At 41.7% G+C, this 25,907-nt stretch carries 22 protein-coding genes and 1 tRNA gene; 10 read left to right on the plus strand and 13 right to left on the minus strand.

The window, feature by feature from the left end; translation table 11 throughout:
• The first annotated feature begins 58 nt into the window (after positions 1–58).
• The 10 genes from ACMXYS_RS04845 to ACMXYS_RS04890 all read left to right on the plus strand — a co-directional run bounded on the left by ACMXYS_RS04845 (position 59) and on the right by ACMXYS_RS04890 (position 13,907).
• Positions 59–2,053: a type VI secretion system Vgr family protein gene (locus tag ACMXYS_RS04845; protein WP_415897772.1), complete on the plus strand. Its 1,995-nt coding sequence runs from the start codon at positions 59–61 to the stop codon at positions 2,051–2,053.
• Complete coding sequence (locus ACMXYS_RS04850; RefSeq protein WP_415897773.1) at positions 2,043–2,807, plus strand: DUF4123 domain-containing protein; 765 nt, start codon at positions 2,043–2,045, stop codon at positions 2,805–2,807. Before ACMXYS_RS04845 ends, ACMXYS_RS04850 begins: the two co-directional genes overlap by 11 nt.
• Positions 2,800–7,650, plus strand: a complete 4,851-nt coding sequence (locus ACMXYS_RS04855) for an RHS repeat-associated core domain-containing protein (protein WP_415897774.1) — start codon at positions 2,800–2,802, stop codon at positions 7,648–7,650. The genes ACMXYS_RS04850 and ACMXYS_RS04855 overlap by 8 nt, the downstream gene beginning before the upstream one ends.
• A 3-nt stretch (positions 7,651–7,653) precedes the next feature.
• Complete coding sequence (locus tag ACMXYS_RS04860) at positions 7,654–7,887, plus strand: hypothetical protein (protein WP_415891271.1); 234 nt, start codon at positions 7,654–7,656, stop codon at positions 7,885–7,887.
• 212 nt (positions 7,888–8,099) lie between these two features.
• On the plus strand, positions 8,100–9,224 hold the full coding sequence (locus tag ACMXYS_RS04865) for a hypothetical protein (protein ID WP_415897775.1): 1,125 nt from the start codon (positions 8,100–8,102) through the stop codon (positions 9,222–9,224).
• Positions 9,225–9,514: 290 nt separating this feature from the next.
• Positions 9,515–9,802: a hypothetical protein gene (locus ACMXYS_RS04870; RefSeq protein ID WP_415897776.1), complete on the plus strand. Its 288-nt coding sequence runs from the start codon at positions 9,515–9,517 to the stop codon at positions 9,800–9,802.
• Positions 9,803–9,814: 12 nt separating this feature from the next.
• The gene (locus tag ACMXYS_RS04875) at positions 9,815–10,216 is read left to right on the plus strand and encodes a hypothetical protein (protein ID WP_415897777.1); all 402 of its coding nucleotides are present in this window, start codon (positions 9,815–9,817) and stop codon (positions 10,214–10,216) included.
• Between the two features lie 253 nt (positions 10,217–10,469).
• Positions 10,470–10,546, plus strand: a tRNA-Val gene (locus tag ACMXYS_RS04880).
• 935 nt (positions 10,547–11,481) lie between these two features.
• Positions 11,482–12,360 (plus strand): hypothetical protein, encoded by an 879-nt coding sequence (locus tag ACMXYS_RS04885; protein ID WP_415897778.1) that lies wholly within the window; start codon positions 11,482–11,484, stop codon positions 12,358–12,360.
• Between the two features lie 347 nt (positions 12,361–12,707).
• Positions 12,708–13,907, plus strand: coding sequence for a glycosyltransferase (locus tag ACMXYS_RS04890; RefSeq protein WP_415897779.1), 1,200 nt, complete (start codon positions 12,708–12,710; stop codon positions 13,905–13,907).
• On the opposite strand, the gene ACMXYS_RS04895 is transcribed toward ACMXYS_RS04890, so the two are convergent.
• The 13 genes from ACMXYS_RS04895 to ACMXYS_RS04955 all read right to left on the minus strand — a co-directional run bounded on the left by ACMXYS_RS04895 (position 13,900) and on the right by ACMXYS_RS04955 (position 25,811).
• Positions 13,900–14,574, minus strand: coding sequence for a hypothetical protein (locus ACMXYS_RS04895; protein ID WP_415897780.1), 675 nt, complete (start codon positions 14,572–14,574; stop codon positions 13,900–13,902). The two genes, ACMXYS_RS04890 and ACMXYS_RS04895, sit on opposite strands and share 8 nt — an antisense overlap.
• 3 nt (positions 14,575–14,577) lie before the next feature.
• A complete protein-coding gene (gene gspM / locus ACMXYS_RS04900; protein WP_415897781.1) occupies positions 14,578–15,042 on the minus strand; it encodes a type II secretion system protein GspM in 465 nt (154 codons plus the stop codon).
• Positions 15,039–16,184, minus strand: coding sequence for a type II secretion system protein GspL (gene gspL, locus ACMXYS_RS04905; RefSeq protein ID WP_415897782.1), 1,146 nt, complete (start codon positions 16,182–16,184; stop codon positions 15,039–15,041). Before gspL ends, gspM begins: the two co-directional genes overlap by 4 nt.
• Positions 16,181–17,143 (minus strand): type II secretion system minor pseudopilin GspK, encoded by a 963-nt coding sequence (gene gspK, locus ACMXYS_RS04910; RefSeq protein WP_415897783.1) that lies wholly within the window; start codon positions 17,141–17,143, stop codon positions 16,181–16,183. The genes gspL and gspK overlap by 4 nt, the downstream gene beginning before the upstream one ends.
• Positions 17,133–17,759, minus strand: a complete 627-nt coding sequence (gspJ, locus tag ACMXYS_RS04915; RefSeq protein ID WP_415897784.1) for a type II secretion system minor pseudopilin GspJ — start codon at positions 17,757–17,759, stop codon at positions 17,133–17,135. Before gspJ ends, gspK begins: the two co-directional genes overlap by 11 nt.
• Positions 17,759–18,166, minus strand: a complete 408-nt coding sequence (gspI, locus tag ACMXYS_RS04920) for a type II secretion system minor pseudopilin GspI (protein WP_415897785.1) — start codon at positions 18,164–18,166, stop codon at positions 17,759–17,761. The genes gspJ and gspI overlap by 1 nt, the downstream gene beginning before the upstream one ends.
• Complete coding sequence (locus tag ACMXYS_RS04925; RefSeq protein WP_415897786.1) at positions 18,156–18,638, minus strand: type II secretion system protein; 483 nt, start codon at positions 18,636–18,638, stop codon at positions 18,156–18,158. The genes gspI and ACMXYS_RS04925 overlap by 11 nt, the downstream gene beginning before the upstream one ends.
• Positions 18,589–19,017, minus strand: coding sequence for a type II secretion system major pseudopilin GspG (gene gspG / locus ACMXYS_RS04930; protein ID WP_415893775.1), 429 nt, complete (start codon positions 19,015–19,017; stop codon positions 18,589–18,591). Before gspG ends, ACMXYS_RS04925 begins: the two co-directional genes overlap by 50 nt.
• Before the next feature lie 14 nt (positions 19,018–19,031).
• Positions 19,032–20,243 carry a type II secretion system inner membrane protein GspF gene (gene gspF, locus ACMXYS_RS04935; protein ID WP_415897787.1) on the minus strand — a complete coding sequence of 404 codons (1,212 nt, stop codon included), beginning with the start codon at positions 20,241–20,243 and terminating at the stop codon, positions 19,032–19,034.
• On the minus strand, positions 20,230–21,717 hold the full coding sequence (gene gspE / locus ACMXYS_RS04940) for a type II secretion system ATPase GspE (RefSeq protein WP_415897788.1): 1,488 nt from the start codon (positions 21,715–21,717) through the stop codon (positions 20,230–20,232). Before gspE ends, gspF begins: the two co-directional genes overlap by 14 nt.
• A gap of 16 nt (positions 21,718–21,733) precedes the next feature.
• Positions 21,734–23,731 carry a type II secretion system secretin GspD gene (gspD, locus tag ACMXYS_RS04945; RefSeq protein ID WP_415897789.1) on the minus strand — a complete coding sequence of 666 codons (1,998 nt, stop codon included), beginning with the start codon at positions 23,729–23,731 and terminating at the stop codon, positions 21,734–21,736.
• Positions 23,732–23,733: 2 nt separating this feature from the next.
• A complete protein-coding gene (locus ACMXYS_RS04950; protein WP_415897790.1) occupies positions 23,734–24,624 on the minus strand; it encodes a type II secretion system protein N in 891 nt (296 codons plus the stop codon).
• A gap of 281 nt (positions 24,625–24,905) precedes the next feature.
• Positions 24,906–25,811, minus strand: a complete 906-nt coding sequence (locus ACMXYS_RS04955; RefSeq protein WP_415897791.1) for a diguanylate cyclase domain-containing protein — start codon at positions 25,809–25,811, stop codon at positions 24,906–24,908.
• Positions 25,812–25,907: the final 96 nt, after the last annotated feature.

Raw genomic sequence — 25,907 nt, forward strand, 5'->3', positions numbered from 1 at the left:
GTTAAGAATTAACTCATTGATTTGATCATGGTTGTTACAGAACAGGGACGATCTAAACGTGTTTTTAAAATCAAACGAAGAACGTTTTTTCTTTGAAGCGCATGGCGCGGGTGATGAATTTCACCTTGTCAGAATGTCAGGAAAAGAAACTTTATCTCAAAGCTTTCGTTTTAAAGTGGAAGTGGTTTCTAAATACCCTGACATCGAGCTTACACCTACGCTAGGTCAAACCGGTTTAATTACCCTGCATGATCAGACTAATGCCGGAGAGCCTTATACCCGTTACATTCACGGTATCGTCACCGAAGCAGAGCTAGAAGAAACTAACCTACGCCAATCGACCTATCATTTTGTAGTAGAGCCTAAAACCGAACTGCTTAACCTCCGATCAGGCTGTCGAATCTTTCAGCAACAATCTACCCAAGAGATTGTAACCACGCTACTCGAAGAGGCTGGTTTCTCTAGCGATGAGTTTGAATTTAAGCTGCAAGAGCCTCATCCAGCGCGTGAATACTGTGTTCAGTACAATGAAACCGAACTTCATTTTATTCAGCGTCTATTGGAAGAAGAAGGTATTCACTACCACTTTGAGCATGAAGAATCTCTGCATCGCATTATCTTTAGCGATAGCTCGGCGTCTCATCTACCTATTCCAAATGAAGCGGTAATCCCTTATTTCCATGATGCCCAAGGTGCATTACGGGAACAGCATATCTTTCGCTTTGATTACACCGAGGAGGTCGTGTCAGGCAGAAGCCAGATTAGAGACTACGATTTCACACGGCCAAAGTTGAAGCTGGAATCCTACAAGCAAGCTGAATTGGATGAGATGTTGGAGGTTTATACCTATCCGGGACGATTCCAAACTACTGATATTGGCGATCAGTATGCCCAAGTGCTTTTGCAATCCATTAATGCAGAGAGAAAGATAGCGGTTGCAGAGAGTGATGTTAATCGTCTGATTCCCGGTTTCAGTTTTACCTTAGATGAGCACGAAAGAGATGAGCTTAATGCTGAGTATTATATTACTCAGATAGAGCATGTATGTGCGCAACCTCAGGTGTTGGAACAAGGGTCAACGACAGAAGGTTCCTCTTACAGCAATAGAATTAAGGCGATTCCATTTGATGTGCCTTACCGTGCACCGATCACCACGGCTGTACCCATTGTTCACGGCTGCCAAACCGCGATTGTGTGTGGCCCTGAAGGTGAAGAGATCTATACCGATCAGTACGGTCAGATCAAAGTACAGTTTCACTGGGATCGCATCGGTCAACGAGACGAGCACAGCTCCTGCTGGATGCGAGTGAGCCAGCTATTTGCCGGTAATCAACGTGGCAGTATGTTTATTCCCCGTATTGGTGAAGAAGTACTAATCGATTTCCTAGAAGGTAATCCCGATCGTCCGATCGTAACAGGTCGGTTGTACCATGGTTTAAACCGCTCCCCTTATCCGCTACCCGATAACAAAACTAAAAGCACCATTAAAACCAACTCCACCAAGGGCGGAGATGGTTTTAATGAGATCCGTATCGAAGACAAAAAGGGTGAAGAGCAGATCTTTACCCATGCCGAAAAAGATATGGAGCAAGTAACCCGAAACGATCACAAAGAGTGGGTAGGTAACGAACACCACAAAATCGTTGAGAGTAACGAATATCGCCATATAAAAGGTGATGAACACGTTAAAACTCAACAACGCTATAGCCGCCGCGTAAATGGCGATATGCACCTGATCATCGGTCAGGACCATCAACTTAAAGTTGCCAAGAATCAATATACCTATGCGGGTGAAGAGTTGCATTTCACTACCGGCGTAAAACACGCCTTAGAAGCGGGGGTGGAAATCTCATTTAAAGCAGGTGGCAGCTTAGTCACCATTAACCCCGGCGGTGTGACCTTTAAAGGCCCGCAAGTCACCCTAAATATGGGGGGCGGGGGTAGTGGTAAAAAAGCTGCACCAATAAGCCCTGCGCAATTAATGACTATGGAAACACCAGCACCTTTCTGTGAAGAGTGTGAAGCTTGTAAGGATGGTAGCTGTGCAATCTGAACAAGTACTCTCACTTCGAGATCAAATTGATCAGTTAGAAGAAGAAAGCTCAGAACAGCTCAACTACTTTTGTGTACTGAGTGGAACGTCTAAGAGCAATGGTTTAGAAAATTTCTATAAGTTAGGGGGCAGTGGTGCGAAGCCTTTATGGCTGAATACCCCTTATGCCGATTGGGAAGAGGTCATGCCTTACCTCGTAAATATCGAAAGTGACAGCCCATTTTTAGATTGGCTTGAAGAGGAACAGCCCGTATTCCCAGATTGGGGACTTTTAGTTGCTAGCTCTTTTGGCTTTGATGAAGTTTTCAGTCATTTTGAAAGCCTGACCAAAGTGTTTATGCCGAGTGGTAAAGAGGTGTTTTTCCGTTACTGGGATGCACCTCAAGTGATGCCCATTTACCAGTTGTCAGGGGCTGAATCAGTAGCTGATTTGCTGGGCCCTATATCTGAACTTATCTCTGCAAACGGCACTATAAGCAATCCGCAAACACCTCATTTGGTGGGAGAATCTTACCCATGGTGGCAGCTTAGTCAGCAAGTTCAGAGTAAATTATTTGAAGCTAATTCTGCCACTTTAGAAGCGAATCTATTGCAGCAATTAAGTAATCGTAATCCTATTTTATTTGAAGCTTATCCATCTGAAATATTGAAGCGTAAAGTGCAGAGGCTGATAAGGCTTGATCAGCTACAGGCCTCAATTACTAGTTATGCTGGCATAGAAACTTATCTCCAAAAGGAATTGAAGAATGTCTGACCCTATCGCAGATATTGAAAAAGATCTTAGAGAATACCCGGATAGCCTCAAGGTTTACCGAGAGTTTACTGAAGAAGGTTTTGTTGGTCGTAAAATTCTATCTTCGTTGCGAATGGATCGGACAATGAAAGTAGGTGGGCAATCAGGTCAAGCCACTCACAATCAAGATCTATCCGTTGTTGCTGTCTGTCCAGAGAATGGCATTCTTGAATTAGAAGTTAAATTCGAGTCAGTACTCAATGTCCCAATTACAGATGTGAAGGTGACAATTATTGAGATTGATGGTGGCCTCTTTTACTTAGATAAAGAGCTACCGAGTAAAACTGTCGATGAAGAAGGCAAGGTAACGTTTACTGATTTAAATCCAGGCTCTCAATATAGATTTGAGATAAATCAGGATGCTACAGAATCTGACTTAGATGGGCTCTTTGCTAGCTATGATGGCTTTATCGCTGATAACCATGCTTGGTTAACACAGCAATGGAATGTTTATAAACCTGAATGGAATGACAGTTTTGTTGGGCGAGCATTAGAACGAGCCGGAGGAACTGTTACAGGCTTCTTTTCAGGTATCTGGGGAGCTCTCAAGGAAATTTGGGATGGTATAACGCAAGCTTTTGATTTACTGAAAGATCCAGCATCTATTCCTGAAAAATTAGGTGAAGAATTTGCTGAGATAGCTGCATCTGTCAAATCTACAATTGAATCGGCACCTAAGATAGCTGAAAAAGCGATGTTGTTTGCTTCTGATGAAGCTGCAATGTTTCTGTTAGTAAAACGAGTTTTGGTGTGGTTTTCGATGTTACCGCCAGCAGATTTTGCTCATAACGTCACTGAGAAAATCACCAAATTCGTCGCAGCAATTGCCATAGATATTATTATAGGGCTGGCCCTAGGAATAGTGACTGCCAAATTTGGTGCTGCGGGGGGCTTTGCTTACTTAGCAGCTAAAACAGCAGATAGATTTAAAGATCTTGGTCAGTGGGTTATTCGAGCCATCACTGCCATTAAAGGCTTTTTCGATGAAATGCTCGAAATGGTTAAGAAATATGCGGACGATTTAGCGCATTTAAAAAAGGTAACCGTAAGAGAAGGTGGAGGTGTTCGGCTACATAAACAAGGCGATAACTATGAAGTTAGATACGATAAGGACAAATCTACAACGATAGAACAGTCAGACTCATCCCACGATTCGTCCAATCAAGGAAATAACAACAACGGTGATTCCGTTGATTCTAACGACAATACAGTCACTAATAGTTGCCCTGTTTCCATGGTTACGGGTGAAGAGCTTTTAGAATTAGAAGATGCTCGCTTGCCCGGTCTAATTGAACTTCCTTTCGTACGAACCTACCGAACCTCTAATTGTGAAAATAGTAATGGCTTAGGTTTCGGTTGGAGTCATTCATTTAGTCATAAACTTAAATTCACAGAAGATAATATCGAATGGCATGACCATCAGGGGCGGGTTACCCCTATGGCAAATCCAGAAGAGTATTTTGGCTCCGTAACTAATAAGTTAGCAGGCAGTGCTATATATCTGGGTAAAGACGCTGACGAATATATCCTAACCTCAGAAAGTACAGCACCTTATTTTTTCCATTTCAAAAAATACGGAAATGTTGGTTATTTAAGTGCGATAAGCGATCGTTATCAAAATCGCCTAGAAATTCGTTACGACAGCGATCGTCGTATTATTCGCGTTGAATCAGAGCAAGGTTATGCACTTGGTCTTCAATACCATGGAATTTCTGCATTAATCAGTAGGATCGATCTTCTCAAAAGAGAAGATGGTCAATGGCGTAGTCAGAGCTTGTTGTCTCTGTATGAGTACAGTCAGTCCCATCAGCTCTTAAAAGCTGAAAATGCTCAAGGTGAGGCCGAAGCCTATGAATATGATCAACAGAACGTTATTCAAAAACGCTGCTTAGCAGGTGGGGCAGAGTTTTATTGGCAATGGCAAGGAGAAGGAAAAGCCGTTAAAGCGATACGTCACTGGGCGAATTTCGAACAGATGGATGTTCGCTATGAGTGGAGTGATGATGGCAGTGTCTTAGTTTCCTATCATGATGGCAGCAGCCAATCCTACCAACACGATGATAACGCTCGTCTTATTAAACAGGTTGATCCTGATGGAGCTGTTACCGAAAAGAAATACGGTGACAAAGGTGAGCTGTTAGAGGATATAGATCCGCTCGGAAATAAAACTGAATACAAATATAACCTCAATCAGCAACTTGTTGCTGTATTAATGCCGGATGGTTCATCGATAGGTTATGAATATCGAGATGGACATTTAACCGCTAAGCATCAAGGTAAGCGAACTTGGCGTTACAAACACAATGAGTTGGGTGATTTAACGAGCGAGACAGATCCACTTGGACAAACAACTCAGTATGCCTATAACGAAAATGGTTTAGTCTCCGCTATTCATTACCCTGATGGTAGTGCATCGCGTTATAACTGGAATCGACTTGGTCAGTTGCTCGATGAAACTTCTCCAGACGGAGGAATAACCCGTTATCGTTATGACTCGTTGGGTCGTCGTATCTGGCAACAATCGCCTACAGGTGGTGTCACCGAGTTTGGATGGGACAGCGCTAATCGATTGGTGTCTGTGCGAGAGCCAGGTAATAAACATGCTCGAACTTATACCTATAATCCGTACGGAAAGGTTACCTCTGTAACTGATGAACATGGGCACACTACACGATATGAATACGCCAAACCTCTTCATCTAGTAACCGCTAAGATCAATCCTGATGGCAGTCGTGTTGAGTATAAATATGACAATGCCAAACTCTTTCTAAGCCAAATTCGTAACGAGCGCGGTGAAGAGTGTCTATTGGATTACCATCCAAATGGACTGATCGCGAAAGAAACAAGCTTTGATGGTCGTGTTACGCGATATAACTATGATCTTAACGGTCAGCTAATAGAAAAGGTCGAACAGGGATTAAAAGGTGCAGAGCTTTTAACATTCTATGAGCGAGATTCTCTAGGCCGCCTGATTGTTAAAACGCTTCCAGATGACAGCAAGATAGAGTACCAATATGACCAATATGGTCGACTGGTAGAGGTGGATGATGGCGAATGGCCATTAGCCTATGAATATGATCTAAACGGTCAGCTGACAATGGAGCACCAAGGTTGGGGAACACTCCATTACGGATATGACCCAATGGGACGCATCAACGCAATGCGTTTGCCTGATCATCAGACTTTAGATTACTACTACAACTCAGGTCGTTTATCTCAGTTAGATCTGAATGGTGAAATGCTAACGCATCATCATCATCAGCTAGGACGAGAACAATACCGCCAACAAGGTCAGCTAACATCTCATTATCAATATGATGATCAAGGGCGATTAAGTGCTCATACCGTTAATCAGCGTGAAAGACATGCTCTTGATTCATCCAAAACGGTTCATCACCAACTCTACAAACGAAGTTATGGCTACAGTGATAACGGCAATCTAATTAGCCTAGAAGACAGCCGTAAAGGCAGTAAAGAATATCACTACGATGCACTTAATCGACTACAGCAGGTCAGTGGTTCTCTGGAGGAGCACTTAGTTCATGATCCTGCCGGTAATTTATTAGATACAACAGGCCAGCCAAGCACAGTAGTTAAAGGTAATCGGGTTGAGTTTAAGGGCGATAGACACTATCGCTATGATGAATTTGGCAACCTGATTGAAGAAAGCCGTGGCAAACAGCAAAAGCTGAAAACCTGCTATGAATATGATTGCCAACATCGGTTAATCAAAGCTGAGATGCCTGATGGTACGGTAGCTAAATACTGTTACGATGCATTCGGACGTCGAATCAGCAAAACAGTATTTACTCCTGATAATTCCTCATCTTCTGAGACCATCTTCTTTTGGCAAGGCGACAAATTAGTTTCAGAGGTTGATGAGCAATCACAGCAGCATACCAGTTACATCTATGAGCCCTATACCTTCAAACCTATGGCGATGGTTCAAGGGAGTGGTCTAGAAAGTAAAGCTTACTATTATCAGCTTGATCATCTAGGCACGCCGCAAGAACTTACCGATAGCCAAGGTAAGATAGTCTGGTCTGCACACTATCGTGCATACGGTCAGTTAGCTATAGCGGAAGTTGAGGAAGTCACAAACCCAATCCGCTTTCAGGGTCAGTATCATGATCTAGAAACAGGCCTATATTACAACCGTCACCGTTATTACGATCCCTATGCTGCTCGATTTACAACCATAGATCCCATTGGTCTTGCGGGTGGTTTAAATAACTATCAGTATGTACCAAACCCCACGGGATGGGTTGATCCGCTGGGGTTGGCAAGTTGTAAGGGGAATTGTCCTGATCGTAATAACAGTCCAATTAATTATAATACGATTGATAACGGAACAGTTGATGAAATTCTCTCAATACCCAAAGGAGATAGACCTGCACCATCGACTTATCTGACAGAAGATTATATGCAAGCCCATGAAAAGATGTTCCAAAATGGTGTCGCTAGAATACAACCTGAAGCTCCTACAGCAGGTAGTAAGATTGGCCGAACAGAAACTTGGGTGATGCCTAGGAGTACAGCGTTAGATGCGATCTCAGAAGCTAACGGTAATCCTAGAAAACTTGAAAATTTACTTGGGATGGATGATGGTTATTTAGGAGATAATCCAGTTTTGATAGATATACCTAGTCCTAGTGGCTACAGAATCCCAACCGGTAATGAATTTGCAGCATATGATGATTATTGGAGACCCGGAGGATTTACGCATCCTGGAGGTTTACCCGAAGCTGTAATAGACCCTGTTCTTGTCGGAGATTATACAGTAGCTCCTGCTTTCAAAAGGTAAGAAATGAATCAAAAAATTTATGACGATGGCGATTTAGAAATTTGGCAACGAGATGGTAAGTACTTTCTACGTTATGATGCTGGAGCACATCAGATAGCAATAAGGGAAGATGAAATCAGTAAAGAGGAAGTTGAATTAGTCGCTAAAAGTGTGGAATCAGCTACAAAGGTATTGTTTGCAATCCAGAAAAGGTTAGAGGCCGAGGGAATTAAGCCGTATCGTTCCAACATTAAATAAATGGCAACCTGATTGAGGAGGCGGCTAGGAGATTATCAGGTCAAACCATTTCATTGTTTGATTGATGATCTCTTTTTTAAATTTGCCTGATTTCTAGCCATTTAATAAAGAACCTATCGGTTAATGGACTGCGATTCCATAGATGTGGGATTGGCGGTGCATGTATTTTAACGACATGTGATTTTTATAGACATATTTAAAAGGAATTTTATATGAAATATTATTTGTTCTTGTTAGCTATATTTTCTGGTTTAGCTCATTCAGCAGATTGTGGATACGAGTCCAAAGGAGATAAGGTAAATATACAAGGAAAGGATTATTGGGTTAATCGTACTAGTGCATTATTGCTTTTTTCTTCATCTGATACAGTGTCGCTCTCTGATTATGGAAGTTTGGTTTGCCTAAAAGTTATATCCATAGATGCTGAAGATATAGATTTAAAAGGAATTGATAAATTTGAGCATTTAATGAAAGCTAGTTTTACTATTTCAAAACCAAAAAAGTTTAATTCTACAATGAAATCTTTATCTAGAATTAAGAAATTAGATAGTTTGAGTTTCATTGGTCCTGATTCTATCGATTTTAGTCGTTTAGGTGAAATTCCCAAAATAAATAAGTTGCTTCTAAATATAAATATTGAAGATTACTCCTTCCTGTCCAAATTTGGAGAGATTTCTAAATTGGAAATGCCAGCGAAAGGGGTAGATTATAAATTCCTATCCGAGCATAAACAGGTCGGCTCTGTGAAATTGTATGACTCAGGTATGGTTTATGGAGACACGGTTGGTGGAGGATTAAACTCGCTACGACTAGTTAAAACTATTAAAAGTCTCTATGTTGATGGTGCCGATGCAGAATTGAATTACTTAAAAGGTAATCGATATATAGAAGAATTGGTAATTGATAAAAAGGCTAAGATTAATCGAGCTTTATTAGAGTCCATGAGTTCACTCAGAAAGCTTGGTGTTAAAGATTCTTACGGATATGCCGGTATTACATGGTATGAAGGGACACAAATTGATGAGTTATTAACCCTACAAGAAGAATTATTGGGTTCGAATTCTGTAAATGGAATCGTAACCTCCATTGACATTGGTGCAGGTTATATAGATGAAAAAAATCAGTTGGTTTATGCGGATAAATTATCGTTATCCGAACCAAATAAATGCGGGTCTAATTATGTTTATATGAACTGGGATTTATTGGGAATAGAAGTGGAAGAGTATAGAAAACTATTACATTTGATTAGTAGTCGCAGTTCTAAAAATGCTCCAACACAGTTTAATTTGGGTGGTTGTAAAGGTAGTAGTGCGCTTGTTGAGTCGTTAGCATTGTAATCATGTTTTAGTGCTTAACTATTTTGTTAAAGATAGCGGATTGAATATTGAATAGGTTAGCCCTAACGGGGTCAGAGTAAATTAAATTTCTTCCTCTCAATATTTATGCTGAATATTTTACTCTGACCCCAATTACCACCATTGTTTGGATGATGATATAAGGGTATTGGTCTTGAAGCTTGTTTGATTACTACCCATTTTAATAGCGCATCTCTCGTTTACTGAATTACGTTTTTGGTGGGAATAAATGGGGTCAGAGTAAATTTATTTGTTAAACAAGGATTGTTTTTATGTCTTTTAAGAAAGCTTTAAGCTTTATTTTTAGTCTGTTTTTCCTTCTTCCAGGCTCCTATGCCTACGGAGTTGGTACTTGGGATTTTGATAATTACACTGAATTTAGTGCAGTCTTTATTCTCTTGTACCTTATCGGTGGATGGATTGTTAGCATTGTGTTGCTAATCGTTGTGCCTGTCTATTATCGGGCTAAAAAGCCTGAATCCTTTAAAAAGGCCTGTGCATATATGTACGGTGGTCACATAGCAATGTTTGGTTTTATCCTGATCGATAGCATATCTTAAGCTGTTTTTTACTTGGAATTGTCTTTTGAAGAAATAGGGAAGGTTGTAAAAGTGAATGGAACTCAAAAATTTTTAATTGGTGTTCTTATATTTGAAATAATATTAGGCGTGATCGCCGCGATTCTTGGCGGGGTGGCGTTGAATTTATTGGATGGGTATGGAGATATACATTCTGATGACTCTATTGCTATCAAGGTTTCGTGGTGCTTATTAGTTTTATCCTTTGTTGTTTTGCCATACACAGCTATTAATGAAGTGAGAAACTACTATCAGAAGCCCAAAATCATTTTGAATATTATCAATCTAGTACTGGTGTTACCAATATTTGCCCCAATGGCTTTAGCTTTACTATACCTTGCCTATCAGCTTCACAGTGGTCGTGCTAAACAAGATGAAATTGTGCCAGAGGCTTGATGAAACAACGGGATCTAGCCTCCCATTTTCAATTGTTTGATTGATGATATATGGGCTTTTTTTGAAACTTGTTGGATAGTAGCCATTTTATAGTTCATATCTCGTTTACTAAATTATGCTTGTTGGGAAATGAGGTAGCCTGTACCTAGAGTCTAGTTGAGATATAAAAAAGTACATTAAGCAGCTTGATCAACTTAAGTTGCGGCGTATAATACGCCAACATCTGATCGCAACAGTTTAGCGATACTGATATAGGACTATAGCTCAGTTGGTTAGAGCGCTACCTTGACATGGTAGAGGTCGGCAGTTCGAATCTGCCTAGTCCTACCAAGATTCAAAGAAGCCCGCACTTGCTGCGGGCTTTTTGCATTCTTCGATGCGACAATTAAGTAGGCAGAGGAGAGCTGCCGAAGGCAGTCGAGCCGAGCGAAGCGAGATCACATCGGAGCCTGCGACGATAGCCCCGAAGGGGAAGGAGCGAAGCGACGTATAATCTGCCTAGTCCTACCAAGATTCAAAGAAGCCCGCACTTGCTGCGGGCTTTTTGCATTCTTCGATGCGACAATTAAGTAGGCAGAGGAGAGCTGCCGAAGGCAGTCGAGCCGAGCGAAGCGAGATCACATCGGAGCCTGCGACGATAGCCCCGAAGGGGAAGGAGCGAAGCGACGTATAATCGGCCTAGTCCTACCAAGATTCAAAGAAGCCCGCACTTGCTGCGGGCTTTTTGCATTCTTCGATGCGACAATTAAGTAGGCAGAGGAGAGCTGCCGAAGGCAGTCGAGCCGAGCGAAGCGAGATCACATCGGAGCCTGCGACGATAGCCCCGAAGGGGAAGGAGCGAAGCGACGTATAATCGGCTTAGTCCTACCAAGATTCAAAGAAGCCCGCACTTGCTGCGGGCTTTTTGCATTCTTCGATGCGAGAGTTTAGTAGGCAGAGGAGAGCTGCCGAAGGTAGTCGAGCCGAGCGAAGCGAGATTACATCGGAGCCTGCGACGATAGCCCCGAAGGGGAAGGAGCGAAGCGACGTATAATTTGCTTAGTCTATCCGATATAGGAAACTGCAATCGGATGGTATTTTTTGTACCTATGAGAATCTATTAAAATCCGTGTTACGATCTAACATATTCATTTTGTTTTATGAATAATTGAAAGTTTCTGCTCTAAAATCATTTGCTTTTGAACGCAAGGGTAGCGGGTTTTAATCGGATTAGTCATTTTTCTAGTATTTATTGAAAGGATGTAATCATGCTAACAAGGAGCTTAGTGTTACTTTTTTTGCTTTTATCTGGCTGCGTCAGTCAGGATGTTAAAGAGGCTAATAACACGGCACATGATTCTGAAGAGCGCTGGGAATATCGAATCAGCTTAGAAAAGGTTGATCGTTTTCTTCGTTATGGAAATGCTTTTTTTAAAGTTGAAAGAAGAATTCCTGATAACGGCAAAAAGAAAAATGACTGGGTTTTAGCGCCGAATCTTGCAATGAGTTTACGGCATGTTGGTAAAGAGTTAAGAGCTCAGGCAGATAGTTTGACCACTGACGCTCAAGGACAGATTGTTGTTCGAGTGGAGTTGAAAGATTCCTTAAAGTACTTCAGATGGGTCAATAAACGCAGCTATGGAATTCACGACAGTTTTTTAAACGAAATTAATGATATTGATCCAATTTCCCCTATTAAAGCAGGGCAAGAGTGGAATGGTTGGGATAAGTCCCAGTTGGATTTGGATTATGTTATTAAGATAGGCGTAGATAATGTGAGTTATTGGATGCCTGTTTCTTATAAAGACTCTAGGTTTTTGATTGAACAAGTTGCCAGAAAAGTCTACCAGGAGTTAATGGTCAATGTGACTCTTGAGGTATTACATAACGATCGTGTAATGACAGGAGGGGATGTGTCTTTGCTTGGGGATGCTCCAGCACCTAGCGTGTTGCTTAGTGACTATTTTACTCGTGATGATGTTAAAGAATATGCACAAAGTGTGATGCCAGCATATGTTCGTGGTAAAGATGGCGGATACGATCGATTCAATTATGTTGTGTATCCAGGTGAGTACAAGGTTCTATTTAATTCAGGAAGTGAAAACTACTATTCAGAAGCTATTTCTATAAAAAACAGCGGGTTAAAACGGGTGTTTGTTCATTAATATCAAAATTTTGATGGACTTAAAGCAAAAGGAATTGGCAGTAAGCAATGTGTACTCACCATGAAAAACTTCATGGTCACGAGTGACTATTTTCTGCTCTTTTCTCACCCAATATTATGCGAGATATTGTTTTAGGCGGGACTTGCTTATCGAAGCAATATTATGGTCATTATTCCTCAGGTTTATATGCCGCTAATCTGTGTCATTTTATTCGAAACACTTTGGAAGGCCTGAAGCGCGAACAATATGACGTAACCTATGAAAAAGCGGTAGAAAAACTATTACAAGATGGTTCTCGTGTGTTATTGCCTTCGAACCATTTCTTACCTAATAGATAAGGTGGCGGTTTGGCGAATATTCTAGTTGCGTGGGAATTTGGTGGTGGGTTAGGGCATTTAACTCATTTAGCCCCGTTTATAACAACGCTAATTGAGCGGGGTCATCAGGTTACTTTAGTTACTAAGGGGCTTGGGGTTTTATATCGTTTTGAGTTTCCTGAAGAGCTTAAGATATTACCTGTCCCTTATGCGCTAACCCCAGAAGATAAACCCAAAGCTACAGCCTGTATTGCAAGTATTTTGATGCAGTATGGTTATAGTAATCGCTATGCTCTTGAACAGATGGTAAAGAGTTGGCGGAGTATTTTTGACTTGGTAAAACCTGATTTACTTATTTGTGATTACGCGCCAACAGCGCTGATTGCAGCCAATAAAATGGACTGTAAGAAAGTTATTATTGGATCGGGTTTTGCCGAATTAAAACCTGGCTTACCTTGCCGAATTTTAACGCCTTGGGTTGATGGAATTGAGCGCATAGCGGTTAGGCACGAAGGACAGGTGGTTAAGACGATAAATAAGATCTTAGATCCGGAACGGAAGACTATTAAATACCTCGGTGATCTCTTTTTATCTGATTTCCTATTGATGACAACGTTGCCCGAGCTCGATCATTATCAGCGCGATCGCTCGACCACATATTATATTGAGTCGGTTAAAAACAACTTGTTCACAGCGAAGGCTAATTGGGCCGAAAACGGAAAACCTAAAGTTTTTGCGTATTTAAAAGCGCATGCGAAAAATACTGGCATCATGATCAGAGTGTTAGCCGAAAGTGGTTTTGATGTGATTTGTTGCTGTAATGGCTTAGCGAAACTCAATATGCCTTCCGATATTCATTCGAAAATTCAATTGCTTGATTACCCAGTAGATCTTTCAGGGCTACTGAAAACGGCAGATATTGTTGTGAACCATGCGAGTAAAGAGTTGGTTGCAGAGAGTTTAAGTAAAGGTAAGCCGCAGTTGGTGTTACCTGCGCAGTTAGAGCAAGTTGAGAATACGCGTTTAATTGAGAAGTTAAATATTGGTTTGAATGTTCCCCCGCAATCTTCTCCACAAGATATTTTAATAACATTGCGTCGGTTAGTAGATGATCCGAAATACAGGCTAGCTGCCGAAGCCATTGCCGAACGCAATGCAACCAAAGCCACCAAAGCCACCATGCATAGTTATATGGATGGAGTTAGGGCAATAGAGAACTTACTCAAATAATATTTGGTAGTTGGATTTTCCCTCTTTCAGCCGGTATTTCTAACGCATCGCTTAGCAGTTGAAGATTCTCTTTTTTCTTTGCTGATATGGCGAGTTGCGATTGAAAATCGGTAGGGGATAGCATTCTTATCGAGCCGGTTAAATAAAAATTGCCGTTAGAGCGTTGTGGGATCAAAATCCAGTTGTTGTTTGTGCATTCGGCAGTGAATCCTATCTCTGCTGGTGGATGTTCGCTTCCCGAAATTCTGACATCTTTCAGAGCCAAGTTAACGTTAGATATTTCATTACAGTGGTTGGGGTTCCAGCTATCGGTAGTAAAGTAAATATTGCCTTTGATTGCTGCTGGGATATTGGACAGTGTTTGCAATGGAGCTTGGTATTCTATTCTGTAAATTTCATCCATTGAGATGGAGCTAGATAGGCTAATCTGACTTTGATTGTCGAAGGTTATTAACCACTGCGGTGATAGCGAGGTTATTGAAAAACCATTGAGCTTCCAGCTGAAATGTTGGTTTTCCAGAGTGCCTTTCCCCGAAAGCAGGTCGCCGCGAAATTGCGAGACTTGAAAACCTTGCTCAGCAAATTGTTGTTCGATGAAACGTGCAGGGGTCGTTAAAACAAATGCCAAAACAAAACTACTGATAAAGATGGTAATTGCAATTTTCATGGGTTATTTACCAAATGTAAGGTTGGCATTTATATTCCCCGCATCTTCTGCCGGGGTGATGTGGATCTGGGTGAGGGTTACACCTTTATTCTCAAGCGCTGTAATGCTTTTGATTACGTTGTTGAATGCGACATTAGAGAGTGTGAATGATATTTCTTCTTCTGTAACGCTATTCATACGTGTGAGCTTTATTTGCTGACTGCTAAACGCGTTGTGAACAGACTGACGTAGATTGGATGCTTGTTTCTGCTCAGCGTTATTTACTGAGGCGCTAACCTGATATTGCGCTTGTTGCATCCATTGGTAGTCGCGCAGTTTTGCGTCTAATTGCTGATAGAGCATCTGCTCACTGTTCAGTGTAGGTTTTATGATCAATAGCCAACACAGTGCTAAGACTACAAATGGCAGTGCTATGGTTAGTGTTCTGATTTCTGTTGAGCTTAGGTTATTTAAGTAATCTTTTATCATTGTGCTTCTCCTTTGCTTGGAGAGTTAATGATTAACGTGCCATTGACGCCATTTTCTGTTTGTGTCAAATCACCCAGCTGCGCAGTAGTGCTCACTGTTTTTAATTTCTCTCTTAAGGTTTCTAGGGGAGGGAAACTACTAGCTTGTAATATGATTCTCATAACGCCTGAATCTTCTGAATATCGAATACTTGTGATTTCGAGTTCTTTGGGGGCCAGTAAAGGCGTGATAGAGCTTAAGAATGGAATAAATGCGCTGTTGTTTGTTTGGCCTGATTGCTCTCTTAAATTAGCTCGCATCTGCCCGACAGGGTTGATTACACGACGTGCCTGAGGGTAAATTTTCTTATAAAGTTGGACCATCTGTTGATCGATGTGCTTGATCTGTTTTTCCATCAAATGGTTGTTGTATAGCGAAGAGCCAAGCCAGAGTATAAGCGCGCACAGAGCAACTATAGCGGGAGGTAAAAGAAGCTTTTTATTTTGCTCAAAGGCACTAAACGTAGCGAACTCACCAACAAGAATATTTATTGGTTTAAAGCCTTTTGGTGATTCTAAATAACTTGCTAAGAGTAGATTCGAATCGTCGTCGGCGTTCTGAATATTAAGGTTTTCAGAGTCAATTTGACTTTGCATGTGTTCACACAGTGATATCGGAATCGCACCTTTAAAGTCTGTTGTAAAGCTAATGACCCGTTGATCTTCTATATAAAGTGTTTCTTCACTGATAGGTAGTAAGAAGCAATCTATAGACAGTAGTTTTAGATCTATATCCAGTGTCTTAAGTGCTTCTATCCACGTTGATAATTTCTGTCGATCACATACTAGGACTTCAGGTGATAGGGAGCGTTCGGGGTAATAAGCAATATGGTTATCTTCAATCGGATTACTGATTAACTCTTCTATTTGAAATGGGATACCGCTATAGGCTGCTTTAGATGTATTGGGTAGCTCAGCAGTGACTACTGTTGCGGTTTCTGATGGTAAAAAGCAGTGGCAGGCTATTTGCGAGAATGGCTCTATAGCTTGCTTTAGTTCTTCCAAAGAACCTTGGCCATATCTCATTGGCTGTTGCGGGGATGAAATACCCCATTCACATCGATTGCTATCTTCGATGAATCGAATGACCAAAAGATCTTTCATGGCATAACTCCGTAATACCGCGATAGGGTTTGGGCTTTTTCACCATCAGTTGAAAAATAAGCATTAAGCTCAACCCGAGAGCGTTCGTACATTACTTGAATGCGAGTTTTAAAATAATTTCTTTCTAGATGGAAAGCCTGATTAATTTCAGTTGGAAGGTTTTTTCCATCGGTCTGTAAAGATTGAATAAAGCTATTAATATCGCTGTAGCCGTCCGCCGGTTTTGATTGAATAATCTGTTTGGCATCTGCTGAATCGAGTACACCATGAGAGAGTGCACTGATTAAAGTCGCGTGTTTTTCTTCTAAATCATTGGGGTTTATCGCTAAGCGCGTATCCCCGGTTCTTGCACATAAAAGTTCAGAGATATTGCTGAATTGTTCATCCGATAAAATATCGAGTTGTTTCAGTTCATTTATATTTTGTAGATGCCCGTTTACCGGTAATGGTGTCGTTGGGCTGCTTCTTTCTAGGCCTTGGGCATCGATTGGGTCTGAATCTGCATCAATCCAATCAGCAGCTCTGCTAGTAAAGGATTTAGCCGTGAGCGAGTCAATATTATGACTGATTAGAAGTTGTTGTAGGGCTTTGATTGCAAAAGGGCGCTCTGGGTTAGGTACTCGTTGTTCTTTGTTTGTTTTGTGTGAATCTAAGCTGTTGATGTTAAAGCAGTTATGCACAGGGTTTAGCTGAATAGTCATGTTTCCTTGTGCAATAGGGAATTGCACGGGTACTGCACTATGTACAGCTGGTTTCTCAATCAGTTCTTTTGCAAGAATATAACTGTGTTGTTCTCCACTTAAGGCATACCACTGTGCTTGCTCTAGATCCTGAACACTTGCAAGTCGATTACTGTTATCACGTGTCATTTTATACAGCTCGGAAGCGATGATCGTTAAAATAGATACGAGGGTTAGGGTAACCAGCAAGGCAGCGCCTCTTTGACGTTTAGGGCTCAATTAGATCACCCCCTGGTAGTCCTACTATGAGTTCTGCTACCTCCCAGTTAGGGTGTCCAAACTCAAACTTGATGGCTTGTGGAAGGTTATCGCTTTTTAAATCTGTATATAGCAGCTCCCAATTCTGTTGGAACAGACTAATGTTGAGTTCTTCTAGACCTTGAAGTAAGCGGATCCGATGCCATGGAATAGGTATTAGTGGGTTTTGTGGAAAGGGTTGTTGTTCTCGAATCAGGTCACCATCAATTAATTTGTATCGAACACGGATTAGATCAGGGTGTGTTTGATCTGGCTTTGGTGTGGTGCTGAATCGAATGAATTCCATAAAAGTTGAGCCGACAGCCTGGCTTTGTGGGCGGAGCAGGAGACCTAAATTTGGTGTTATAAAGTCTTTCCCAGTAAGTGTTCTTGGGGTGATCTGTTGTAGATCTCTTTGAATGACTCTGAGCGAGTTATCTAAGTTACTCAAACGTTCTTGTTGTTGGCTTAGCTGGGATTTACCTCTTAGCATTACATCCAGCATGCTTTGAGCGGCTATCCCGATGAGAGCTGTGATGGCAATGGCGATGATTAGCTCTATTAGCGTAAAGCCCGCTTGATATTTACGTTGTAGCATTATGATTGATCCCTGTAACCAATCAGTGTTGCTAGAACATAGTCTTTATTATCTGATAATGTGACTGTGACCGTGAGTTTAGAGAAGTTTTCTACACTGGTTTTATCTTTTTTAATTCGCCACCAAAAGTCCCTTCCTGCGAATTTAGATTCACCTGAATTGTTTGATATCTGATTAGGTAGCATGGCTGTTTCTAAGGCATTATGGGCTACCCACATAGCCAGCTGGCGGTCTGATATGTGCCCAGCGTGTCTTAATGAGGAAGAGGTTGCTTGTACAATAGCAGCGGCAGCAACGGCAAGAATGGATAGAGCAACCATTACTTCCAGCAGCGTAAAGCCTAATTGTCTTTTGGAGGCGTGCTTCTGTGATGAAGCCCCCCCTTTCGTAACATGCTTATTCTTCATTTATCGCATAAGGCCCAGTTATTTCGAACTGCTCTTCTACAGTGCTATAAATAAGTTTATGAGGGCTTAAAAGCCCATCGGGTGATGCGTATAAACCGATACCTTTCAGGTCTTCATGGGGGCTGGGTTCAAATTCTAGTGTTACCCCTGTTGGGATATCAATCCATCCATCTTTTCTTTTGGTATCCCAACCATTAGGCCCCATTGATATAACTCTCAAACGTTGTTCATCGATTTGTAAGCCGTACCAACGTTGATCTATTAGCGATTTTTCACTCATTTCAAAGAGAATTGCTTTTACTCTGCTTTCAAATGTTTCTGGGTAGGATGAGTGGGAGCTGTAGGCCACAACAAAACCACTCATCAAACCAATTAAGGTGATGACGACCATCAGTTCTAGAAGGGTAAACCCACGCTGGTGGTTACCAATTGGCGATGTCACTACCGTTGCCTTCACCACCATGAGTGCCATCAGCTCCTAAAGAGTACAAATCGTATTTACCGTGCTCACCTGGTGATAGGTATTGATACTCATTGCCCCATGGGTCAGTAGGTAGGCGTTTAATATAGCCGTCGCTTCTGTAGTTTTTAGGGCTTGGGCCAGTACTTGGTTTGCCAGTTAAAGCCTCTAGCCCTTGATCTGTTGTTGGGTAGGTGTGGTTATCTAGCTTGTACATATCTAGGGCGTTTTCCAGCGAGGCAATATCCGCTTTGGCTTTTTCGACCATCGCGATATCTTGGTTTTGCAAAACGTTTGGAGCTACGATTGCAACAAGTAAACCTAAAATTACGATGACAACCATGATTTCCAATAAGGTAAAACCTTGATCCTTACGAGAATGTTTTCTCATCTGTCTAGTTCCTTTTAAAATTGGGTAAGATCGTTTAATTGCATAATTGGTAATAGAATCGCGAGCACTATGGCCAACACGATTAAGCCAAAAACAATGATTAGCACAGGCTCAATAAGCTTAGTCACAATGGAAATAATACTGTTGAGTTGATGTTCCTGTTGTTCTGCCGATTTTTTCAACGCGGTGGCTAATTCACCACTGAGCTCTCCGTTCGCAACCATAAAAATGGATATAGGGGGGAACAAGTCCGCTGTAGACATGGCTTTATTTAAGCTGCCACCTTCCCGCACTTTTTCCGCAATCGTTTGTAACTTGCTTTTAAAATGTAAATTCCCACTGGTCTGCTGACTGGTATAGAGCGCATCGAGTAGCGGAACCCCACTATGCAACATGATATTTAGGGTGTTTAGTAAGCGGGCGGTCTCTAGGTTGATCACTACTTTCTTGATAAATGGTGTTTTTAAAAACACTTTGTGTACGCGGAGTTTTATATGCTGTTTATTATAAAAATAACTGCAGACTACAATAGTGCCGATTAAGCCAGCTATCAGCGAAGCGCCATGGTTAACAACAAAATCTGATACAGAAATCATCACTCTGGTCAGTAAAGGTAGTTGTTGGCCTACATGATCAAATTGTTCGACTACTTTCGGAACAACATAGGCCATGAGTAGGCTAATAATTGTTATCGCAACCGAGGTTAAAACAATAGGGTAAATAGAGGCTTGCATGACGTTGTTGCGCAAGCGTTGGTTTCTTTCTGTGTAATCTGCAAGTTGGAGGAGTACTTGAGTGAGTTCGCCTGACTTTTCTCCTGCACGAATTAGCTCACGGTAGATAGGTGGAAAAATGTTTTGATAATCTGCCATGCCTTCTGCGATCGTATGCCCTTCACGGACTTTACTTTTCACGCCCTGTAACGCAGCCTTTAAATGTTTGTGGGTGCTTTGCTCAGACGTGGCTTGTAGAGCATCTTCAATCGCAACGCCAGATTGGACGAGTGCAGCAAGTTGTTGGGTAAACAGTGATAGGTGCTGTATCGAAACCTTGCCAGCAAAAAGAGTGCGTTTTTTGCTGTTCGTTTCTTTCACTTCAACTAAACGGTTTGGTAAAAGTTGTTGGTCACGGAGATTCTGACGTGCTTGCCTTTCTGAATCAGCATCAATAAATCCGCGCTGTTTTTTGCCGCTTTTATCTAGCGCATGATATTCATAGGAAGGCATGATCCGAGGCGTCCTTAACCATTCTTAAAACTTCATTGACGGAGCTCTCGCCTTTTAAAATAGCACTGATTCCTTCATCTAACATGCTGCGATGGTCACTTTTTATAGTTCCTTTAAGGTCGTGTTCACTGACTTTGGAGTGAATGTCGCGTGCTAATTCAGGTGTTACTTGTAAAAGCTCGTACAGGCCCAATCGCCCAGCATAGCCAGTTTGATTGCACTCGTTGCATCCTTTAGGTTGATATACTGGTTGCCCTGCTAGTTGGGTGTTACCTAATCTATCTGCATCAGTCGGGGATAGCGTCGTTGCCTCTTTGCAGTGAGGGCATAGTGTTCTGATTAGGCGTTGAGCCAGTACGCCCTTAAGAGATGATGAAATTAGATAAGGCTCCACACCTATATCGGTTAAACGCGTTATCGCTCCGAGGGCATCGTTTGTATGTAAAGTTGAAAGAACTAAGTGACCCGTTAAGCTGGCTTGAACTGCAATTTGCGCTGTTTCTGCATCTCGAATTTCACCAATCATTACAACATCTGGATCTTGACGAAGTATTGCTTTAAGGCCTTTAGCAAACGACATTCCTGTTTTGGTATTTACAGGTGTCTGGCCGATCCCCTCTAGCGCGTACTCTACTGGGTCTTCTACGGTTAATATATTGCGAGACTTTTCATTTAATAGCGTGAGCCCAGCATAGAGCGTTGTTGTCTTACCCGAGCCCGTTGGCCCTGTTACCAAGATAATGCCATTGGGTTGATTGAGTAAGCCAACTAGCTTTGTTCTAGTAGCATCTGGCATGCCGAGCTGAGTCAGTTCTAATTGTTGTGTGTGTTTCTCCAGTAATCGGAGAACCACGCGTTCCCCATGAATAGATGGCATTGTCGAGACTCGAACATCTAAGGCTTGGCCTGCCATACGAAGGCTAACCCTTCCGTCTTGTGGAACTCGCTTTTCGGCAATATCTAGTTTGGCCATGACTTTAATACGAGAGATGAGTCTAGGTGCCCAACGATGATCGGGTTGTAGGATCTCTTGTAACACGCCATCTACACGAATCCTGACGGACATGCAGTTTTCAAATGTTTCGATATGAATATCGGAAGCTTTTTGCTTTAGCGCTTGGGTAAATAATGCATTAATAATTCGAATTACAGGTGCATCGTCTTGGCTATCTAACAGGTCTACAGTCGAATTATCGTCGAGGTTAAGCTCATCCAGTTGCACTGTTTCATGTAGGTCATTAATGCTGTCCAGACTAGTGTCAGCAGATTTGTAATGCTGGGTAATTTCCGATTTTAGTGTATCTGCATCTTTTTTCTCAAAAACCGGGATACCACTAATGTGTCTATTCACTTCGCCTAACGCCTGCAGAGGCGTTTCATCAGAATAATAAATCGCGATCCCTGAGTCTGACTCTATTATCAGAATGTTGTGTTTATTGGCAAAGCCAAAAGGGAGCATGGTCGATGGCTTCATTCTCTAATAATGACCTTTAGAAAAATTGATCAGATGGAATATATTGAATTTGCCCTTTCTCATTAACATGGTTCGGAAGTGGCTGGTTTAGGTACCACTGAGGCGCTAACTCATTGTCATCCCAAGAAGGGAGCGTAGGGCGCTGTTCACCAGGCATTAGGTTTATACCTTGCTTATGTTTACTTTCTTGCTGCGCATACAAGGTATTGTATTTTTTACGTGATTCGGTAGTTGCTGAAGCCTGATCCATTAATACTTTCGGACGGATAAAGATCATAAGGTTTCGTTTAGTGCGTTTGGTTTGGTCCGAACGAAATGCTCTACCTATACCGGGGATATCTCCAAGAAGAGGGACTTTTGAGTATTGCTCCTGAACATCGTCGGTCATTAGGCCACCAAGCGCTAGCATCGCACCATCATCGACTAAGACCGTCGTTTCGATGACTCGTTTATCTGTCACAATATCCGAAGCTTGTAAGCCTGAAATAGATGATACCTCCTGAGTGATTTCCAATAGGATTGCACTACCTTCATTTATTTGAGGTTTTATTTTGAGCTTGATACCAACGTCTTTACGTTCGATCGTTTGGTAAGGGTTTGTGTTATCCGAACTAGTTGTTGATCCGGTGATAACGGGCACTTCTTGACCTACGTGAATACTAGCTTCTTCGTTATCTAAAGTGACTAGATTAGGAGTGGAGAGGATATTTGCATCTTGATCAGTCGAGAGTGCTTGTAATAGAGCGGCAAAAGAAAATCCATTGGTTCGGAATTTGCCTACACCTAGGTTAAAGCCTTCGGAAGCAAAACCCGTTGTAGCTTCTCCAGCGTTGTAAGCTGAAGCTAAATTTACAATCCCTTTCCCTGCGCCTGGGAAATTAACTGCTGAAATTGCTTTATTGTCGTTAGTAAAGAGCCACTGCACACCTAGCTCACGAGCTTTGGAATCACTGATCTCAGCGATGATTGCCTCTACCATTACTTGAGCTCTTCGGATATCTAAGCTGGATACGATGTTTTCCAAGTCGCTGATGATAGAAGGGTCACCGGAGATGATTATGGAGTTGGTTTGTTCATGAGCGTTGATGGTCACATCTTTGATCGCCACAGGGGAGGCTTTACCAGAGCTATTTTGAGAAGAGTTTTCAACAATGCTGCTACTCACGCCTTTTAATACTGGCAGTACATCTGCGGCTTTAGCATATTTTAAGTAAATGACTTTGTGATTCGCCGTACTCTCAACCTCTTCATCTAACTGCTCGATGATTTTCTTTAGTTTTAACCAATCAGGAAGTTCTGCTCGAATTATTAAAGTATTGGTTCGAGTATCTGCAGATATTTTGGCAGGTGTCCGGTTTTGCTCTTTTCCCTGTTGCTGAGTTAAGGAATTAAGCGTTCTCTCTAATTCGGTTGCCGATGCGTTTTTTAGCTTCACTATAGATAGGCGTTGTGAATCGGCTTTATCTACTTCCTGAATAATTTTAGAAATCCGTTTTACGTTGGAGGCTCTATCTGTCACCAATATCACGTTAGATGTGGCATATGCTGCGATCACACCAATCTTCGCATCTACCAGAGGGCGTAAGGTTGCTGCTAGTTGATTGCTATTTACATTTTTTACTTCGATGACTTGAGTGATTATTTTTTCACTATTGCTTTCCGGTATACCAAAGCCAACCTCTGCACCTTGCAGTTTTGCTCCTTGAGCGGGAATTACTTTAAGAATGCCGGAGCCGTTATCGACGACGGTGTAGCCTTTAATGCCTAATTGAATTAGGAAAATTTCGTAAAGCTCTTCATTGGTTAGGGCTTGGGGACTTTCTATGGAAATTTTGCCTTTAACCTTTTCATCGATGATGATGGTTTTTCCCACTAATTTTGCAATTGTGTTTATAAAATCACGGATCTCGACGTCTTGCATGTTCAGGTTGTAATCTTTTGCAAGTGTTGCTTGGGGAGCAAAAGATAGGATTAACCAGGTCAGCAGTACTGAAATAAAGCTAGTTTTTTTCATAGTTAAATTTCAATTTCAAAGGTCAGGGTTTGTTGTTCTCGTTGGAGACGAAGAGAGAACTGTGATGAATTCTTTATTAAATCAAGCAATTGGGCTTGGGAGTAATTCCCAGCAGCTTTTTCATTTATGTGTGTAATGATATCGCCAGGCTTTAAGGGGGTTAGTGCTAGAAGCGATCGATCTTTGCCGGCTATAACCCTGATGCCTTTTGTATCAGATTTATTTGTTTCTTCTAGTACAACAAAATGAGAAAGGTAGTTTGGTTGCTTAGAATGTCGGGTGCTCCAGTTATGGATAAACTTTTGCAATCGTCTGTTGTTGGTATAGTTAAATGAGGATACCAGTGGGGCATTTTGGACATTCGTTGGCGATGGAGACTGAGCGTTATTCTCGATTATGGGGGTTAATCCAATATCTTTGTCTTGGCCTGATTTCAATGGAAGTATTTCATTTTTTCCATCGTTATCTATTGTGATTTGATCTTTATTTATTTTTGTCAGGATAATGTCAGTTGATCCAAAGTAACTGAGAGGTTCCCCTTCGAGAACGGAGCCTCTTTTCCCTTTGTATTTAATTAGTGCGACATTCCGTTCATGTTCGCTGCTAATGATGCCAATAACCTCTATTTTTAGCCGAGTTACTTTTTGAGGTTTTGTTTCTTTCTTTGTCGGTGTTGTTGGCGGGATACCAAATAAATTGGCACTTGTTATTGCGTTGTATGTGAAGTGGGATTTTTCGACAGATTGGATCTTTTGCTGAATAGAGGGTGAATCGGGTAAAGAAATGGTGCTCGGTACTATCAAAAGCCAGATAAATTGGGCACAAAGCGCAGCCGAGAGAGCGATTAGCCCCCACGTTGTTATCTTTGAAACTAAAGCTGCGTTAGGCATCATGATACGACGTTTATTTCCATATAGTATTGAGCAAAATCCAATTGCCCAGTAATTATACAACTTAATTGATTTTTCTGGTAGTTACTCCAACGTTGTTAGCTGGTTATGAAGCTCATGTAAGTGAGAGGTTTAAGATAGGGATCAGCCAATAAAAGCCTCCAGAACTGAATCAATTACAAGGTTAAATTCAACCAATCATCGTGGGCTTGCGTAATCTTGAGGTTCCCATACAGATTTGTATGTTGTGCTCAATGTAACCCAACTTATCTGAGTGATATCGATTAATTTGTGGCAACCTGTACTTGGTTCCTGCCTTGTCTCTTCGCCTTATATAGCGCTTCGTCTGCAGCTTTTAACAGTGGGATGATCTCGGTGCCATTTTGAGGGTAGAAAGCAAGACCGGCACTCGCGCTAAGTTTGATGGTTTTTGATTCTATATGGTAAGTGTCATGGAGAGTCTCAACGCTACGATGGAGTGAAGATATGGCATCCTGCATTGTTTCTAGATCTTCTAAAACTACGACAAACTCATCCCCCCCTAATCGCGCAACAGTGTCCGAACTACGACAGGAGTGCATTAGTCTTTCCGCCATCAGTTTTAAAACTGAATCGCCCACATGATGACCGTAGGTGTCATTAACGGGTTTAAATTTATCTAAATCTACAATGGCTACACCGATCAACTGATTATGGGCTTTTGCTTTTTCAATGGCTTCGCCTAGTCTTTGTTCAAGTAGGGAGCGGTTTGCTACTTGGGTTAGGTGATCCACACGAGATAAACGCAGGACTTCTTGTTCTGCTGCTTTTCGTTCCGTTATATCGGTGGCGACTAAGCCAGTCGCAAAGATGTTTCCTTCAGAATCAGTGATGGGGAATTTAATCGATAGGTAGTCACGAATGTTACCATCAACGGGAGCTTTTTCTTCTACGGTAATGACTTCCTTTCTCTCGATCACTTGTAGATCAGCTTGCCGAAAAGCCGTAGCAATATCTTCGGGGAATATTTCATGATCGGTCTTACCGCAGAAACTATGTTTCTCTTGGTGGAATAAACGGGAATATTCTTGGTTTACATAGAGGTAACGTCCATCCAAATCTTTAGCGGCAATAACGGCTGTAGCGTTATCTGCAATCGCTTCAAAGAGATTGAGCCGTTGTTGTAGTTGCTCCAATTCAGGTTTTTCCACGCGCTACCTATATCCCTAGAACCTTAAGTAAGCCTAGTAGCTGTTTTTCTTGAATGAAAGTTAAAGTTTTTTGTGTGGGCCTTTTGACTTTTTGTA

This window comes from Neptuniibacter sp. QD57_21 (genome assembly GCF_047778075.1).
Taxonomy (GTDB): Bacteria; Pseudomonadota; Gammaproteobacteria; order Pseudomonadales; family Balneatricaceae; genus Neptuniibacter.